This window comes from Nocardioides ginsengisoli (assembly GCF_039537225.1).
Classification (GTDB): Bacteria; Actinomycetota; Actinomycetes; order Propionibacteriales; family Nocardioidaceae; genus Nocardioides; species Nocardioides ginsengisoli.
Genome location: NZ_BAABAC010000023.1, coordinates 1 through 16,437 on the forward strand (window position 1 = coordinate 1; position 16,437 = coordinate 16,437).

General features: G+C 72.2%; 12 protein-coding genes. 4 read left to right on the forward strand and 8 right to left on the reverse strand.

All coding sequences use genetic code 11. The features are described from left to right. Together AB4880_RS11530 and AB4880_RS11535 are read right to left on the reverse strand one after the other, a co-directional pair. On the reverse strand, window positions 1-2,849 hold a 2,849-nt coding region (locus tag AB4880_RS11530; protein WP_367919381.1), incomplete at its 3' end, for a (Fe-S)-binding protein. Between the two features lie 181 nt (window positions 2,850-3,030). Continuing rightward, on the reverse strand, window positions 3,031-5,568 hold the full coding sequence (locus AB4880_RS11535; protein WP_367919382.1) for an amidohydrolase family protein: 2,538 nt from the start codon (window positions 5,566-5,568) through the stop codon (window positions 3,031-3,033). Window positions 5,569-5,708: 140 nt separating this feature from the next. Here AB4880_RS11535 and AB4880_RS11540 point away from each other — a divergent pair, with 140 nt between their 5' ends. Then, entirely contained in the window at window positions 5,709-7,175 is a 1,467-nt protein-coding gene (locus AB4880_RS11540) for a M1 family metallopeptidase (protein WP_367919383.1), read from the forward strand. Window positions 7,176-7,234: 59 nt separating this feature from the next. Then, window positions 7,235-8,716 (forward strand): hypothetical protein, encoded by a 1,482-nt coding sequence (locus AB4880_RS11545; protein WP_367919384.1) that lies wholly within the window; start codon window positions 7,235-7,237, stop codon window positions 8,714-8,716. A gap of 12 nt (window positions 8,717-8,728) precedes the next feature. Here AB4880_RS11545 and AB4880_RS11550 read toward each other — a convergent pair whose 3' ends face one another. After that, the gene (locus AB4880_RS11550) at window positions 8,729-10,033 is read right to left on the reverse strand and encodes a serine/threonine-protein kinase (protein ID WP_367919385.1); all 1,305 of its coding nucleotides are present in this window, start codon (window positions 10,031-10,033) and stop codon (window positions 8,729-8,731) included. A 185-nt stretch (window positions 10,034-10,218) separates the two neighbouring features. Between AB4880_RS11550 and AB4880_RS11555 the strand changes: the two genes are divergently transcribed. After that, window positions 10,219-10,500, forward strand: a complete 282-nt coding sequence (locus AB4880_RS11555; RefSeq protein WP_367919386.1) for a type II toxin-antitoxin system Phd/YefM family antitoxin — start codon at window positions 10,219-10,221, stop codon at window positions 10,498-10,500. Continuing rightward, window positions 10,490-10,918, forward strand: a complete 429-nt coding sequence (locus AB4880_RS11560) for a type II toxin-antitoxin system VapC family toxin (RefSeq protein ID WP_367919387.1) — start codon at window positions 10,490-10,492, stop codon at window positions 10,916-10,918. Before AB4880_RS11555 ends, AB4880_RS11560 begins: the two co-directional genes overlap by 11 nt. Window positions 10,919-10,931: 13 nt before the next feature. Here AB4880_RS11560 and AB4880_RS11565 read toward each other — a convergent pair whose 3' ends face one another. The 5 genes from AB4880_RS11565 to AB4880_RS11585 all read right to left on the reverse strand — a co-directional run bounded on the left by AB4880_RS11565 (window position 10,932) and on the right by AB4880_RS11585 (window position 16,360). Continuing rightward, complete coding sequence (locus AB4880_RS11565; RefSeq protein WP_367919388.1) at window positions 10,932-12,323, reverse strand: dihydrolipoamide acetyltransferase family protein; 1,392 nt, start codon at window positions 12,321-12,323, stop codon at window positions 10,932-10,934. An 11-nt stretch (window positions 12,324-12,334) separates the two neighbouring features. Continuing rightward, entirely contained in the window at window positions 12,335-13,312 is a 978-nt protein-coding gene (locus AB4880_RS11570; protein WP_367919389.1) for an alpha-ketoacid dehydrogenase subunit beta, read from the reverse strand. A gap of 1 nt (window position 13,313) precedes the next feature. Continuing rightward, window positions 13,314-14,444: a pyruvate dehydrogenase (acetyl-transferring) E1 component subunit alpha gene (gene pdhA / locus AB4880_RS11575; RefSeq protein ID WP_367919390.1), complete on the reverse strand. Its 1,131-nt coding sequence runs from the start codon at window positions 14,442-14,444 to the stop codon at window positions 13,314-13,316. Window positions 14,445-14,619: 175 nt separating this feature from the next. After that, entirely contained in the window at window positions 14,620-15,462 is an 843-nt protein-coding gene (locus AB4880_RS11580) for a hypothetical protein (RefSeq protein ID WP_367919391.1), read from the reverse strand. Window positions 15,463-15,472: 10 nt separating this feature from the next. Beyond that, entirely contained in the window at window positions 15,473-16,360 is an 888-nt protein-coding gene (locus tag AB4880_RS11585) for a hypothetical protein (RefSeq protein ID WP_367919392.1), read from the reverse strand. Window positions 16,361-16,437 lie beyond the last annotated feature (77 nt).

The window sequence follows — 16,437 nt, forward strand, 5'->3', positions numbered from 1 at the left end:
GCGGTCTGGGCGGCGGGCGCGGGCGCCGGAGCCGGCTCGGGGGTCGGCTCGGGCTCGGGCTCGGGCTCGGCAGTCGCGGCCGGGGCAGCCGCCGCGGGGGCGGGCTCGGCGGGCGCGGCGATGTCGAACAGCGAGCCACCGGCACCCAGGTCGACCGTCGGGGCCGGAGCAGCCGGGGCGGCGGCCTCGGCCTTCGGGGCCGGCTCGGGCTCGGCCTTCGTGGCCGGCGCCGGAGCGGGCTCTGCCGGAGCGAGGTCGAACAGCGAGCCGCCCGAACCCAGGTCGGCGGCCGGCTTCGCCTCGGCGGCCGGCGCGGGCTTCTCCTCGGCCGGCGCCGCGGGAGCGGGAGCCGGGGTGTCGAAGAGCGAGCCGGCGTCGTCGAAGAGCGACCCACCGCTCGTGGGCGCCGCCTTCGCCTCGGGCGCCGCAGCAGCGGGAGCGGCCGGAGCCGCCGGCGCCGGAGCGGGCGTGTCGAACATCGAGCTCGGGTCGTCGAACATCGACGATCCGCCGGACGCCTTGGCCGCCGGGCCGACGTCCTCGGTCGCGACGACGGTGTCGTCGGTGATGGTGACGTCGCCGGCCTCGGGCTCGGCCTTGGTCTCGACCGGGGCGGCGGCAGGCGCGGCGGCGGGAGCCACCTTGGCCTTCGGCGCCAGCGGCGCACCCTGGCCCGGCAGCAGCTTGGTCGCCTGCTCGCCCTTGACCGACGCCAGCAGCATCTGGGCGACGTCGAGAACCTCGACCTCCTCGCGCGCCTCGCCGTCGGCCTGCATCTTGGTCAGGCCGTCGGACAGCATCACGCGGCAGAAGGGGCAGCCCACGGCGACCTGGTCGGCGCCGGTGCCGACGGCCTCGGCGGTGCGGTTCAGGTTGATCCGCTCACCGATGGTCTCCTCCATCCACATCCGGGCACCGCCGGCGCCGCAGCAGAAGGACCGCTCGGCCGAGCGCTCCATCTCCGCGAACTCCGCGCCCGGCAGGATCTGCAGCAGGTCGCGCGGCGGGGTGTAGACCTGGTTGTGGCGACCCAGGAAGCACGGGTCGTGGTAGGTGATCTTGCGCGCGTGCGCACCCGCGCCCGCGGCCACCGGCGTCAGCTTGCCCTCGCGCACCAGGCGGTTGAGCAGCTGCGTGTGGTGGATGACCTCGAGCTCGATGCCGAGCTCGCGGTACTCGTTCTTGAGCGTGTTCATGCAGTGCGGGCAGGTCGAGACGACCTTCTTGGCCTTCGCCTCGGTCAGCGTCGCGATGTTCTGCTGGGCCAGGCCCTGGAACACGAACTCGTTGCCGGCCCGGCGCGCGGAGTCACCGGTGCAGGTCTCGCCGTTGCCCAGGACGCCGAAGGAGACGCCGGCCAGGTCGAGCAGCTCGGCGACGGCGCGGGTGGTCTTCTTCGCACGGTCCTCGTAGGCGCCGGCGCAGCCGACCCAGAACAGCCAGTCGACGGACTCGAGGTCCTCGATCTGGTCGCCGACGACCTTGACCTCGAAGGGCAGGTCCTTGGCCCAGTCGAGGCGCACCGTGGGCGACATGTTCCACGGGTTGCCCTTGTTCTCCAGACCCTTGAACAGGCCGTTGAGCTCGGAGGGGAAGTTCGACTCGACGAGCACCTGGTAGCGGCGCATGTCGACGAAGTGGTCGACGTGCTCGATGTCGACCGGGCACTGCTGCACGCAGGCGCCGCAGTTGGTGCAGGCCCACAGGGCGTCCTCGTCGATGACGAAGTCGCCGCCCTCGGGGTTGTAGAACCACTCGCCCGCGTCGACGTCCGCCTTGCCGACGAGCGCCTTCTCGGCCGCGCCCTCGACGCCGCCGGCCGCGGCGTAGGCGTGCTCGCGCATCGCCATCATCATCAGCTTGGGCGAGAGCGGCTTCTCGGTGTTCCAGGCGGGGCACTGCGACTGGCAGCGGCCGCACTCGGTGCAGGTCGTGAAGTCGAGGATGTCCTTCCAGGAGAAGTCCCAGATGGAGCCGACGCCGAGGACGGCGTCCTCGTCGAGGTCGTCGACGTCGTCGAGCGTGATCGGCTTGCCGGCCGAGGTGAGCGGCTTGACCGCGCCGAGCGCCGTACGGCCGGAGTCCTCGCGCTTGAACCAGATGTTGAACCAGGCGGTGAACCGGTGCCAGGCCACACCCATGGTCAGGTTGGTGGCGATCACGATCAGCCAGACCATCGCGGAGACGATCTTGATCATCGCGATGACGTAGATGATGTTCTTGAGCGCCTCGGCGTCGTCCTTCGGGTAGAGCTCACCGAAGGCCTGCGAGATCGGGAAGTGCGCGCCGGTCGCGTGGTCGGCGTGGCCCTCGAGCTTGCCGAGGTTGTACTCCGCGCCGCGGATGAAGAGGATCGCGGAGCTCTCGAGCAGCACCATCGCCTCGACGAAGAACGCCTGCCACATGGTGGAGCCGAAGAACCGGCTCTTGCGCCCGAGCTTGGACGGCAGGTGCGTGAGCCGGTAGACGATCAGCGGGATGATGCCGAGCGTGCCGAGCAGGCCGAGGCCCTCGGCCAGCCACTCGTAGCCGTACCACTTGCCGATGATCGGGATCGTCCACTCGGCGTCGAAGAGCTGGATGAACGCGGCGGCGACGGCGGTGGAGAGGAACAGGAACGCCGCGAAGGCGAACCAGTGCAGGATGCCGACCCACGTCCACTGCAGCATGCGCGTGTGGCCGAAGGTCTCCTTCAGCATCGTCACCGTGCGTCCGCCGGGGTTGCCGGTCCGGCCGGGTGCGGGCTGACCACGCTTGATCACCCCGAGCATGGCGCGCACGGCGCGCACCGTCAGCGCGACGGCGACGACCGACACCGCCAGGGAGATCACGATCGCAACGGTCTGCATGATGTCCAACAGCTCCTCATCCGCAGAGAGTCAGGGGCGCGCACACAGGTGTGCGCCGGACGAGCCTAGTGGGGACCGCCGGACTCGGCCCCGATAGGCAAGCCTTACCCGTCTCGTCCCCAGCAAGCGCGTACGGCGGAGCCTACCGGCAGGTAACTTGCTCTGGACCGTGATCCATCCCTCACCGGAAGCGGACGGCCTTCACCTTCCCCGCTGCGCCGAAGCGGACGACGACCTTGATCTTCGCCTGCTTCTTCGACTTCGCGCAGAAGACGAAGCTCGTCCCCAGCCGCTGGTACGGCTGTCCGACGCGGGCCATGACATCACGCGTGCTCAGGTGCCGGCGGACCATCCGCTTGGCGAGACGCTGCGCCAGGGCCTTGGTCATCCGCAGCCCGGGGTTGCGGCACGAGTCGGCGCGGACGCCGTACGCGCGCTCCCACATCTGCAGGTACGCCTCGGCGCCGCGCGCCATGTCGTCGACGATCTTGGCGCCGTCGCCGCGGTGCTGCGCGTCGGCGACCTTGCGCAGGTCCTCGACCCAGTCGGGGTAGAGGCCGTACTGCGCGACGCCGTCGGCGTTGATGTCCCAGACCCGCTGTCCGGCGCGCTGCTTGTCGATGCGGACGCCGCCGAGGCCGGTGAAGGGGTAGGTCACCGGGTTGGGGACGTTCTTGCCGCGCGGGTTGCCCTGCGCGCCGAGGCCGTTGATGTCGGCGCCGAAGCCGAAGCCGAAGTAGTACCGCGGGTCGGCCCAGCCGAGGTGGCGGCGCCACTTCTGGACGAAGCCGGTCGAGTCGCCGGCGTACGGCGTGATGAAGCCTCCGGCCTTGTAGATCCGCGGGTAGGTGTCGGGGGTCGACCAGGAGTGGCTGGAGATGACGCCCGGGTAGCGGAGGTCCTCGATGACGTCCATCGACGACGCGCGCGCCTTGACCGAGAGGTGGTCGGGGTCGAAGACCATCCGGCGCTTGGCCAGGCCCTCGATGGTGTGGACGCCGAGCTCGGTCAGGCCGCGCTTGTTGCAGTGCGCCGGCTGCGGGTAGATCGGCAGCGCCGGCAGGATCCCGAGCACCTCGGCCACCGCGCCGAAGAGGGCGTCCTGCTGACCGGCGGTGATGTCGGGGAGGGTGATCTGCGCGTTGTCGGACGACTCGCCGTCGGCCGGCTCGCAGTGCTCCATCGCCCAGAAGGAGCCGGTCTCGAGGAAGTTCGCGGCGTTGACCAGCGGGCCGATCGCGCCGGCGTCACCGGCGACGCCGGCGAGCGCGTTGTCGAACTTGTTGACGAGCTCCATCTGACGCACGCCCATCTTGTGCATCGCGTCGAGGTTGGCGTCGATCTCGCCGGGCGTGCAGGCCGGGAAGTCCTTGCCGAGCACCTTCTTGTAGGTGCAGCCGAACGGGATCGACGTCTCGATGCCCATGATGACGGCCATCTTGCCGCTGTTGATGACGCGGCGCGCCTCGAAGGGGTCCTTCACGATCCGGTAGAAGCCCTTGCCGGGGCCGCCGAACTGGGCGTCGATGTAGTCCTGCATCTTCACCATGTCGCGCGCCTGCAGCCGGATCGACGTCATGTCGTCGCAGGAGTTGCGCTTGATCGGGTAGAGCTGGCAGAGCTTGTTGTTCTCGACGAGCAGGTTGACGAACAGCCGCTCGCCGCCGCGCCAGGCGCGCTCGAGCCAGCGGTAGTAGGTGCCCTCGTGGGTCAGCGACTCCGGGGCCGGCCAGTCCTTGAAGGTCGGCCAGCCGACCGGGTCGTGCGACGGCTTGCCGGAGAGCACCGACTCGAGCAGCGCGCCCTTGCCACCGGTGAGCTTGTGGTCGGCGCAGTCCTGCAGCGCGTACGGCGCGCCGTACTCGTGCCACGGGCGACCGCAGTGCACGTCGCCGCCGAGGAACTCGAAGGCCATGCCGTGGGTGTGGGCGTCGACGAAGCCGCGCACCTCCTGGTACGGCGTGATGCCGGCGAAGGGCTCGCCGGTGACGTCGATGTCGGCCTCCGGGTACGACGGGCAGCCGGTCGCGGTGCGCAGCGCGAAGACGGTGCCGGTCGCGCCGGTCACGAGCCCGCCGCCGGCCTTGGCGACCAGCTTCTTGCGGGCGCCGACGTCGAAGACGTAGCCGCCGCCGGACCTGACGACGGTCCAGTCGGCCTGCGGGCTCGGCTTGGCGGCGACCGTGACCGCGCCGCTCTTGGCCGTCAGCTCGCCGGTGGGGCCGTGCAGCAGGTAGCCGCCGAGGCGGGTGGCCTTGAAGTAGTAGGGGCCGTAGCTGCCGCCCGCCGCGCTCAGCGTGTAGCAGCCGCCGGCCATCGCGTAGCGGTCGGCGGGCACGGCGGCGCGGGCCGGGTAGGCGCGGGCGGTGGTGAGGGCGGGGTCGGGCAGCGCGCGCTCGCGGGCGACGTACGCCTCGTTCGAGCGGCGCTCGAGCGCGGTCGTCGGGTCGACCACCTTCTCGCCCACGGCGAGGCCGCGGGAGACGTCGTTCTTGGTGCGGGGATCGTTGTGGTTGTGCGGCGCGAGCAGCCGGTCGTCGTGCGGGATCCCGCGGCTGGACTTGTCCTGCTCGCTGGCCGCGGTGAGGCTCAGCGTCCCGTCGCCGCTCGCCCCGCTCACGGGGACGGCGATCGCGACCGCCACGACGGCGAACGCCAGCAGCACCGCCAGGCCCACGCGCCGCGCAGCGCCGGGCTGCATCCGGTTGTCCTCGACCACGACTCCCACCTCCCTGTTCGCGGGCACACCGAGGTGACCCCGATCACGGACTCAACGAGGCCGGCTCGCCCGGGTCACGGGCTAATGTGAATCGCTGTCAGATTTCAGGTTGCGTCGGACCCTCCCGGCATGATGTCGCCATGTTCGGGATCCGTCGGCTGACCACCCTGGGCGCGAGCCTCGCGCTCGGCCTGGCGCTGGCCGCGTGCGGCGGCCACCCGGTGGGCGCCGGCCGACCCCACGGCGTCCCGTCCCCGACCTCCTCCCCCAGCAACGACGCGGCCCCGGGCGAGCTCGCCATCGCCCGCAGCGACACCCGCGAAGACTCCGTCTACCCCGACGTCGGAGACCCGCTGGTCGACGCGCTCCACTACGACCTCGACCTCGCCTGGGATCCCACCCGCGACCTGCTCACCGGGGTCGAGACGCTCACCTTCCGCGCCACCGCCGACGCCGCGTCCATCCCGCTCGACTTCAGCGATGCGCTCTCCGTCTCGACGCTGAGCGTCGACGGCGCCGACGCGCACTTCACCCAGCAGGGCCACGGCCTCGCCATCGCCCACCCGGTCGTCCGCGACCGCGACTACGAGCTCGTCCTCCACTACGCCGGCACCCCCCGGCCCGCGCCCGCGCCGAGCCGGCGCTCCGACTTCAGCGCCGGCGTCGGGTGGAACATCAGCCCCGACCACGAGACCTCGACGCTGCAGGAGCCCTACGGAGCCTTCACCTGGTACGCCGTCAACGACCAGCCCGCCGACAAGGCCCTCTACGACTTCACCCTGCGCTCGCCACCGGGCTGGTCGGGCGTGGCCAACGGCAAGCTGGTCGAGGAGTCCTCGGCGCGCGGCCACGACGTCGACCGGTGGCACCTGGCCGAGCCCGCGTCGTCGTACCTGGTGACGGTGGCGTTCGGCCGCTACCGGCACACCGAGCTGAGCTCGCGCAGCGGCGTCCCGATCCAGGTCTGGGCGCCGGCCGACGGCCCGGCCCTGCCCGGGCAGACGTCCTACGCGCCGAAGGCGATCGACTGGCTGGAGAACATCCTCGGGCCCTACCCGTTCGACACCTTCGGGGTCGTCGTCGTCCACAACGACAGCGGCATGGAGACCCAGACCATGGTCACGCTGGGCGACAACCCCTACAGCCTGTCCCAGGCGGTGCTCGTGCACGAGGCCGCCCACCACTGGTACGGCGACACCGTCACGCCGTCCGACTGGTCCGACGTGTGGATGAACGAGGGCATGGCGATGTACCTGCAGGGCATGTGGGAGGCCGAGCAGGAGGGCGTCACCATCAACCGCAAGATGGACGAGTGGGCCGGATTCGAGGGTCGCCTGCGCGCGGCGGCCGGGCCACCGGGCGCCTACGACCCGACGCAGTTCGGCGACGGCAACATCTACTACGGGCCGGCCCTGATGTGGCAGGAACTGCGGGAGCGGATCGGCGACCGTCGCTTCTTCACGGTCCTGCGCGAGTGGCCGGCCGCGCAGGAGAACGGCAACGCCGACCGGCGCACCTATGTCGACTGGATCGAGAAGACCACCGGCGTCGAGCTCTCGGGGTTCTTCGACGCCTGGCTGCTCGACCGTCGGACGCCACCGCGCTAGGAGTCCCCTCTCGCCCAGACGCTTCCCAAGAAACTGGAACGCGTTCTACTCTCCGGACCATGCGCCTCCGCTCCCTGGCCGCTGTCGCGGCTGCCGGCGTCCTCGCCCTCAGCGTGTCCGGCTCGCCGTCCGCGTCCGCCCAGACCGATCCGGGCCCGCTCGGCTACGCGATCCCACCGAAGTTCATCGGCGCGCCGGTGACGCCGCAGCCGCTCGACGCGCCGCCGGTCCCGCAGAACCCCTACCTCGCGCCCAACGGCCGCAGCAGCATGCACGACGACGCCTACAGCACCGACGCCTACGCGGTGTCCGGGCCGACCGGCCACGGACTGACGCTGCGCTCGGCGACGTACGGCATCCGGGAGTGCGCGACGATCGCGTTCGACTCCCACGACCGGATCGTCGGGCTGTGCGGCGGACTCGAGGGCTTCACCATGATGGTGATCGACCCGGTGACGCTGCGGCCGGTGTCGCAGCTGCGCCTCTCGACCCGCGACCTCACCAAGACCGCGAACCCGTTCTCCGACCTGTGCGGCGGCACCTACTTCTTCCTCGACGGCCAGGACCGCGCCTACGCGACGACGACCGAGTCGGCCATCGCCGAGGTGAGCGTGACCGCGGCCGGCACGCTGGTCGCGGGCAGGACGTGGCCGCTCGCGTCGCACCTCGCCGCCGGGGACTGCCTGGTCGCGACCGGCGTCGACTGGTCCGGGCGGGTGTGGTGGTTCAGCCAGCACGGGACGGTCGGCACGCTCGACCGCGCGACCGGCGCCGTCCACGCGCTGCAGCTGCCCGCCGGCGAGGGGATCTACAACTCGGTGTCGAGCGACGAGACCGGCGGCGTCTTCATCGTCTCGACCCACCAGACCTACCGGCTCGACGCGGACGCCGCGGGCACGCCGTCGGTGACCTGGGCGATCCCCTACGACCGCGGCACCCGCAAGAAGCCGGGCATGCTGTCGCAGGGCTCCGGCACCTCCCCGACCCTGATCGGCGAGCGCTGGATCGCGATCGCCGACAACGCCGCGCCGCGCAGCCACGTGATCGTCTACGACCGCCGGACCGGCGTACCGGCGGGCGAGCGCGAGCACTGCTCGGTTCCGGTCCTCGCCGACGGCGCGAGCACCACCGAGAACAGCCTGGTCGCGGCCGGGAACTCGCTGATCATCGAGAACAACTACGGCTACGCCGGACCGCAGTCGACCATGCTCGGGCAGACCACCACGCCCGGCGTCTCGCGCGTGATGATCGACCCCGGCGGCTGCCACGTCGCCTGGACCAACCCGACCGTCGCGCCGACGTCGGTGCCGAAGGCGTCGCTGGGCAACGGCCTGGTCTACGTCTACTCGAAGCCGCCGAAGAACCCGCTCGACGCCTGGTACGTCACCGCCATCGACATCCGCACCGGCGAGACCAGGTGGAGCCGGCTGACCGGGCTCGGACTGCCGTGGAACAACCACTACGCGGCGATCTACCTCGGACCGGACGGGACGCTCTACATCGCCACGATGATGGGGCTGATCCGGCTCGCCGACTCCTGAGCCGCGGCTGAGCTAGGGACTGGCGGTCGCGCCGTCCCAGAGGCAGCTGACGGTCGAGGTGAAGACGTCAGCGAGAACCTTGGGATCGACCTTGCCGTTCGGGTCCTGGGTGAGCTCGAGGTCCTCGTCGAGGAGGCCCTTGTCCTGGAGGCCGGCGACGCCGTTCTTCTCCACGAGCGAGCGGGCGGTGCACTCGGCGCCGGCGGCGTCGAGCTTGCCCTGGTCGCGGAGCGTGCGGGCGATGTTCGCGATCGCGCGCTGCTCCTCGGTGCCGCCGCTCTCGCTGTCACCGCCGCCGGTGTCGCTGCCGGTGTCGGTCGTCGTGGCGAGGTCGGTGGTCCGCGCCCCCGGGTCCGCGTCGCCGCCGCGGGAGAGCAGGGTCGCCGCCAGGACGCCGGCGACCGCGACGGCAGCCACCCCGGCGATGACGGCGGCGACGAGTGCGGGGCGCGGGCGGGTGGCGGACGTCGTACGCAGGGCGTGGCGGAGGTCGTCGCGGAAGGCCGCGGCGGAGGGATAGCGCGCGGTGGGATCCTTGGCGAGCGCGGCGCGCAGGATCCGGTTGAGCTCACGCTCGAAGGCCGTCCGGGCCGGCAGCTGCGGGACCGGGGCGACCTGGTGTGCGTCGACGACCTCGACGTCGCTCGCCCCGACGTACGGCGCGCGCCCGGTCAGGGTCGCCCACAGCAGGCAGCCGAGGGCGTAGACGTCGGTGCTCGGTCCGGCCGAGGCACCGCGGTGGAGCTCCGGCGCCATGTACGTCGGCGTCCCCGCGACGACGCCGGTGACCAGGCTGGTCGCCGCGCCGATCTGCCGCGCGATGCCGAAGTCGGCGAGGTAGGCGACCGTGTCGGTGCCGCGGTTGCGCAGCAGCACGTTGGCCGGCTTGATGTCGCGGTGGACGAGTCCGGCCCGGTGCGCCTCGGCGAGCCCGTCGGCGACCTGCGCGATCAGGTCGACGGCGAGCGCGGGCGGCGGCGGCCCGTGGTGGCGCAGCATCGCGCCGAGGTCGCCGTCCGGGATCAGCTGGCTGGCGATGTAGAGCCGGCCCGCGACCTCGCCGTGGGCGAACACCTGCACGACGTGGGGCGAGTCCAGTGACGCCTGCGCCTGGGCCTCACGCACGAAGCGGGTGCGGAACGCGGGGTCGCCGGCGTACCGCTGGGCGATGACCTTGAGCGCCACGCTCCGGTGCAGGCTGGTGTCGACCGCCTCGTAGACCGTGCCCATGCCGCCGCGACCCAGCTGGCGCACGATCCGGTAGGGACCGATCTGCTCGCCGGGCGCGGGCGCGCCGTGGTGCGGGGGGAGGGACACCCGTCGTTCCTACCCCATGGCAGCGGATCCACGCCGCATGCGCCGTACCTCGGCGCGGGAGCCCCGCCACCGCGACGAGGGGACGTCTGCGACGTCGGCGAGAAGGGGTGCAGCACGCCGTGCTACCACGTGCTACCACGGGCTACCACGTGCTACCAGGTGCTACCACGGGCTACCGTCGAGGAATGTCAGCGATGCCCCCACGGGCGCACGAGGTCAGCCAGCGCGACCTCCGGCTGCGCTCGCGCGAGATCATGGACGCCGTCGAGCACGGCGAGTCGTTCACGGTCACGCGCGACGGACGCGGGATCGGCGAGCTGATGCCGCTGCGGATCCGGCGGCGGTTCGTCGCTCGCGCCGACTTCATCGCGGGGTCGCGGCAGCTGGTCGACATCGACCTCGAGGGCTTCCGCGCCGACCAGGAGGCGGCGTTCGACACCGAGGTCGACGATCCCTATGCCCGCTGACTTCCCCCGGGGGCTGCTCGACACCGACATCCTGATCCTGCGCTCCCGGATCGACCCGGCGCGACTCCCGGACGAGCTGGCGATCAGCGCGATCACGCTGGCCGAGCTGTCCGCCGGCGTCCAGCTGGTCCGCGGGGACGACGCCGCTGCGCGTCAGGAGCGGGCTCGCCGCCTCGCCGTGCTGCAGCGCGTCGAGCATGAGTTCGACCCGCTGCCCTTCGACGACGACGCAGCGCGGGTGTTCGGGCGTCTGAGCGGCGCGGTCCTCGACGCCGGCCGCACGCCCCGGCGACGGGTGGCCGACCTGATGATCGCCGCCGTCGCCGTCGCGCACCGGCTGCCGCTGGTCACGACCAACCCGGGTGACTTCGCCGGGCTCGAGGGCGACCTCCGGATCGTGGAGATCGCCCGCCCCTGACCCGGCGCAGGAGTCAGAACAGCAGCGCCGTCGCCGGGTCGCTGATCAGGTCGGCCACGTCGGCGAGGAAGCGCGAGCCGGTCGCCCCGTCGATGTGCCGGTGGTCGAACGACAGCGACAGCGTCATCACCTGCCGCGGCACCACCGCGTCACCGACCACCCACGGCTGCGGCTTGATCGCGCCGAGGCAGAGGATGGCGGACTCGCCGGGGTTGATGATCGGCGTGCCGCCGTCGACGCCGAAGACGCCCACGTTGGTGATGGTGAACGATCCGCCGGCGAGGTCGGGCGGCTGGGTGCGGCCCTCGCGCGCGGTGGCGGTGAGCGCCTCGAGGGCCTGGGCGAGCTCGAGGAGCGAGAGGGCGTGCGCGTCCTTGACGTTCGGTACGACGAGCCCGCGCGGGGTCGCGGCAGCGATGCCGAGGTTGACGTAGTGCTTGACCACGACCTCCTGTGCCGCCTCGTCCCACGTCGAGTTGATCAGCGGCGTACGACGCATCGCCAGCAGGCAGGCGCGGGCGGCGACGAGCAGCGGGCTGACCTTCACGTCCGCGAACTCGCGGCGCTCCTTGAGCCGGGCGACGAGCTCGACCGTGGCGGTCGCGTCGACGGTCACCCACTCGGTGACGTGGGGCGCGGAGTATGCCGACGCCACCATCGCCGAGGCCATCTGCTTGCGCACGCCCTTGATCGGCTCGCGGGTCTCGCGTCCGGCCGGGTCGGCGGCGACCGGCACCGGCGTGCCGAGGGCGGTCGGCGCGGCCGGGCCTCCGGCGGCGGCGAGGACGTCCTCCTTGCTCACCGTGCCCTTCGGGCCGGTGGGCACCAGCGCGGTCAGGTCGACGCCGAGGTCGCGGGCCAGGCGGCGGACCAGGGGCTTCGCCAGCGCCCGGGCCGGGCGGGTGATCGCCTCGACGCCCGCGCTCACGGGAGCGACGGGCGCCTCGGCCGCCTCGGCCGCGCCGGTCGCGCCGGTCGCGCCGGCGTCGGACTTGCGGGCGCGCCGCTTGAGCGCGCGCTGCTTGGGGCCGTAGCCGACCAGCGTCGCCTGGCCGGTGGGCGGGATGTTGGTGTCGATGATCGTCGGGCCGCTCGGCGCCGGCGCCGTCGCGGCAGCCTCGGCGGGCGCGGCCGACGGCGCCTCCGGCTCCGGTGCGACCGCGTCGCCCGGCTCGCCGATCCGGATGATCGGCGTCCCGACCTCGACCGTCTCGCCGACCTTCACCAGCAGCGCGAGCACGTGCCCGGCGTAGGGCGACGGCAGCTCGACGATCGACTTGGCGGTCTCGATCTCGACCACGATGTCGTTGATGGCGACGACGTCGCCCTCCTTGACCCGCCAGGCGACGATCTCCGCCTCGGTGAGGCCCTCGCCGACGTCGGGCAGCTTGAACTCGTTCGTCATGGCAGACCTCCTCAGAACCCGAAGGTCCGGTCGACGGCGTCGAGCACCCGGTCGAGGTCGGGCAGGAACGCCTCCTCGATCCGGGCCGGCGGGTACGGCGTGTCGAAGCCGCCGACGCGCAGCACCGGCGCCTCCAGCGAGTGGAAGCACTCCTCGGTGACGCGGGCCGCGATCTCGGCGCCGACGCCGAGCGTCACGTGCGCCTCGTGGACGACGACCAGGCGGCCGGTCCGGCGTACCGACTCGTAGACCGGCACCAGGTCGAGCGGCGAGAGGGTCCGCAGGTCGATGACCTCGAGCGAGCGGCCCTCCTCGGCGGCGACGGTGGCCGTGTCGAGGCAGGTGGAGACGGTGGGCCCGTAGCCGACGAGGGTGGCGTCGGAGCCGGGCCGGACGACGCGCGACTGCCACAGCGGCGCCGGCGGGGCCGACTCGTCGACCTCGCCCTTCGCGGAGTGGTAGAGCCGCTTGGGCTCGAGGAAGATCACCGGGTCGTCGGCACGGATCGCCTGCTGGATCATCGCGTAGGCGTCGGCCGGGTTGGAGCAGGCGACCACCTTGAGGCCGGGCGTGTGGACGAACTGCGCCTCGGGCGACTCGCTGTGGTGCTCGACCGCGCCGATGCCGCCGCCGAACGGGATCCGGATGACCATCGGCACCTTGATCCGCCCCTGGCTGCGGTAGTGCAGCTTGGCGACCTGGCACACGATCTGGTCGTAGGCGGGATAGACGAAGCCGTCGAACTGGATCTCGACCACCGGCCGGTAGCCGCGCATCGCCAGGCCGACCGCGGTGCCGACGATGCCGGACTCCGCGAGCGGGGTGTCGATGACCCGGTCGTCGCCGAAGTCCTTCTGCAGGCCGTCGGTGATCCGGAAGACGCCGCCGAGCGTGCCGACGTCCTCGCCCATGACGACGACCTTCTCGTCGTCCTCCATCGCGCGCCGCAGCCCGGCGTTGAGGGCCTTGGCCATGGTCATCGTGGTCATCTCAGTGCACCTCCTCGAACGACGCGACGTGGGCGTCGTAGGCCGCCTGCTGGGCCGCCAGCTCGGCGGTCTGCTCGGCGTGGACCAGCGAGAACAGGTTGCGCGGGTCGGGGTCGGGCAGCGCGTGGCACTCGCGCCGCATCCGCTCGCCGAGCGCGTCGGCCTCGGCCGCGACCTCGGACGTGAACGCGTCGTCGGCGAGGCCGTTGCGGCGCAGGTAGGCCTCGAGCCGGGCGATCGGGTCCTTGAGCTTCCAGTGCTCGACGTCGTCGCTGAGCCGGTAGCGCGTGGGGTCGTCGGTGGTGGTGTGGGCGCCCATCCGATAGGTGTAGGCCTCGATCAGGATCGGGCCCTGGCCCTCGCGGGCCCGGTTGAGCGCGGCCTGCGTGACGGCGTACGTCGCGAGCACGTCGTTGCCGTCGACCCGCACGCCCGGGAAGCCGAAGCCGTGGGAGCGGCGGTAGAGCGGGATCCGGGACTGCCGCTCGAAGGGCTCCGAGATCGCCCACTGGTTGTTCTGGCAGAAGAAGACGACCGGCGCGTTGTAGGACGCCGCGAACACGAACGCCTCATTGACGTCGCCCTGCGAGGACGCGCCGTCGCCGAAGTGGGCCACGACCGCGGTGTCGCGCTCGGGGTCGCCGGTGCCGACCAGGCCGTCGCGCTGGACGCCCATCGCGTAGCCGGTCGCGTGCAGGGTCTGTGCGCCGATGACGATCGTGTAGAGGTTGAAGTTGTGCTCGGCCGGGTCCCAGCTGCCCTGGTCGACGCCGCGGAACATGCTGAGCAGCTTGACCGGGTCGACCCCGCGGACCCAGGCGACCCCGTGCTCGCGGTAGGTCGGGAAGACGAAGTCCTGCGGCGCGAGCGCGCGTGCGGCCCCGATCTGGGCGGCCTCCTGGCCGAGCAGCTGCGCCCACAGGCCGAGCTCGCCGTGGCGCTGGAGGGCGGTGGCCTCGATGTCGAGGCGCCGGACGAGCGTCATGTCGCGGTAGAAGCCGCGCAGCTGCTCGGGAGTGAAGTCGAGGTCGAAGCCGGGATGGTGGACCCGCTCCCCCTCCGGCGTCAGCAGCTGCACCAGCTCGGGATCCTGGGCCTTCTCGGGGGCCGGTCCGAAGACGGGGTCGGTCATCACCACTCCTTGCATCCGTCCCGGCGGGGTCGCCGCCGCGGAACGGGTCGGGGTCGTTCCGTGGTCCGGCTCGGTCACAGGGATGGCGTGACGTGTGATCCGGAACACACGTTCGCTGCCACGATACTCGTCCCCATGATCGGCAGGTCGTTCTGGTGAGCCCTCAGGCCGCGCCCTACTTCTCGGTGTAGCTGTAGCCGCTGACCAGCCAGTCGCCCGACGTCCCGTCGAGGATCCAGGTGGACACCAGGGTCTTGCCGGTGCTCGGCGCGTAGACGTCGCCGTTGACCGTCGCGATCGGGCCGACGACGACCGGCTCCTGGAAGTCGTACTCCGCGTTCGACATCTCCTGGTTGCCCGCGACCTTCTCGCAGCCCGCCTGGTCGGTGAACTCCGAGGCGAAGTAGTCGGGGGTGGTCAGGCCCTCGACGGCGAGGCAGTTGCCCTCGAGGAGCGAGTCGAGGAACGCCCGCGCGGTCACCTTGGGGTCGCCCTCGGGCGTGTCGAGGCCGGTCGCGTCGGTCGGCAGGTCGACCTCGTCGGTCGTGTCGTCGGTCGGCGAGGCGTCCTCGGTGCTGTCGGTCGTCTCGGTCGTCTCGGCGCTCTTGGCGGGCTTGTCGGCCGCGGAGTCCTTGCCGTCGTGCTTGAAGACGGTGAAGGCGAGCACGGCGACGACGCCGATGACCAGGACCACGACGCCCGCGACGATCGCGATGACCAGGCCCTTCTTGCCGCCGCCGCTGGGCGGGGGCGTGAAGCCGCCGGGGCCGCCCGGGTAGCCGGGTCCGCCGGGGTAGCCCGGTCCGCCCGCGCCGGGATAGCCGGGCTGGGGGTAGGGCTGCGCGGGCTGCTGCGGGTAGCCGGCGGGAGCGCCGTACTGCGGCGGCTGCGGCGCCTGCGGGTTCTGCGGGGGCGGCGGGGGCTGGTACGGCGGCTGGGGGCCGCCGCCCGAGGTCGGCGCGATCTGCGTGGGGGGCAGCTCGCCGGGCTGGCCCGGCGAGGGGAACTGGTCGCTCACCCGAGCGAGCCTAGGGAGTCAGGGGATCCTCCGCACCGCGAATCGCCGAAGACGGCGTGCGCCGCGGCAGCAGCGACAGCGCGACCAGGACCAGGCCGACCGGCGCCGCGATCAGGAAGCCGCGGGCGTAGGGCTGCAGCGAGCCGACGACCGCGTCGAGCAGGACGCCGAGCAGCTCGCGGCGCTTGGCGTCGGCGTCGTCGATCACCGCCGTGGTCAGCGGGTCCGTGGCGACCAGCAGGACGACGACGGCGAGCCCGACCCCGAGCAGCGCGAAGCCCGCCGTACGGACCCGGCCGCGCCAGCCGTGCGCGACCACCAGCGCGAGCACGACGAGGAGGGCCCAGGCGATCGGCAGGAGCCGGTTGACCCGGTCGGCGGTGCGGTAGATCGGGCCGGCCTGGGCGACCTTCGCCTCGCTCGCGACCGGGACGGTGAGCGACACCTTCGGGATCACGCTCACCGGGATGCCGCGATCCTCGAGCTGCAGCAGCACCTGCGCGACCAGCAGGCTCGCGTCGACCGTGATCGCGCCGTCGGTGGGCGCATTCGGGTCCTCGAGGATCGCGACCACCTGGTCGTGGATCTGGCCGTTCGCGCTGCGCCAGAACTCCGGGAACGCCGGGCCCTGCACCACCTTCTCGGCCGCCGCCTTCGCCCAGTCGCGCACGGCCCCCGGGAGCCCGACGGGGACGTAGCGCTGCAGCGCCTTGACCGCCGCATTCGCGGCCGCCGTCGAGAGGACGTCCTGGACGGCGGGGTCGCCGGACAGGTCGCCGACGGTGTCGACGTACTCCTGACGGTCGTCGACGCGGGCCGTCACCCACGTCGCGCCGATCGCGAAGGGCGCGATCAGCGTGGCGAGCAGGACCGCGACGACGGCGGAGAAGGACCTCATGGGTCCCGATCCTGTCAGGCCACCTCGTGGGGAGCCGCTGTCGTACCCGGCATTCCTGTCGCGTTTCGCCGGGAAAC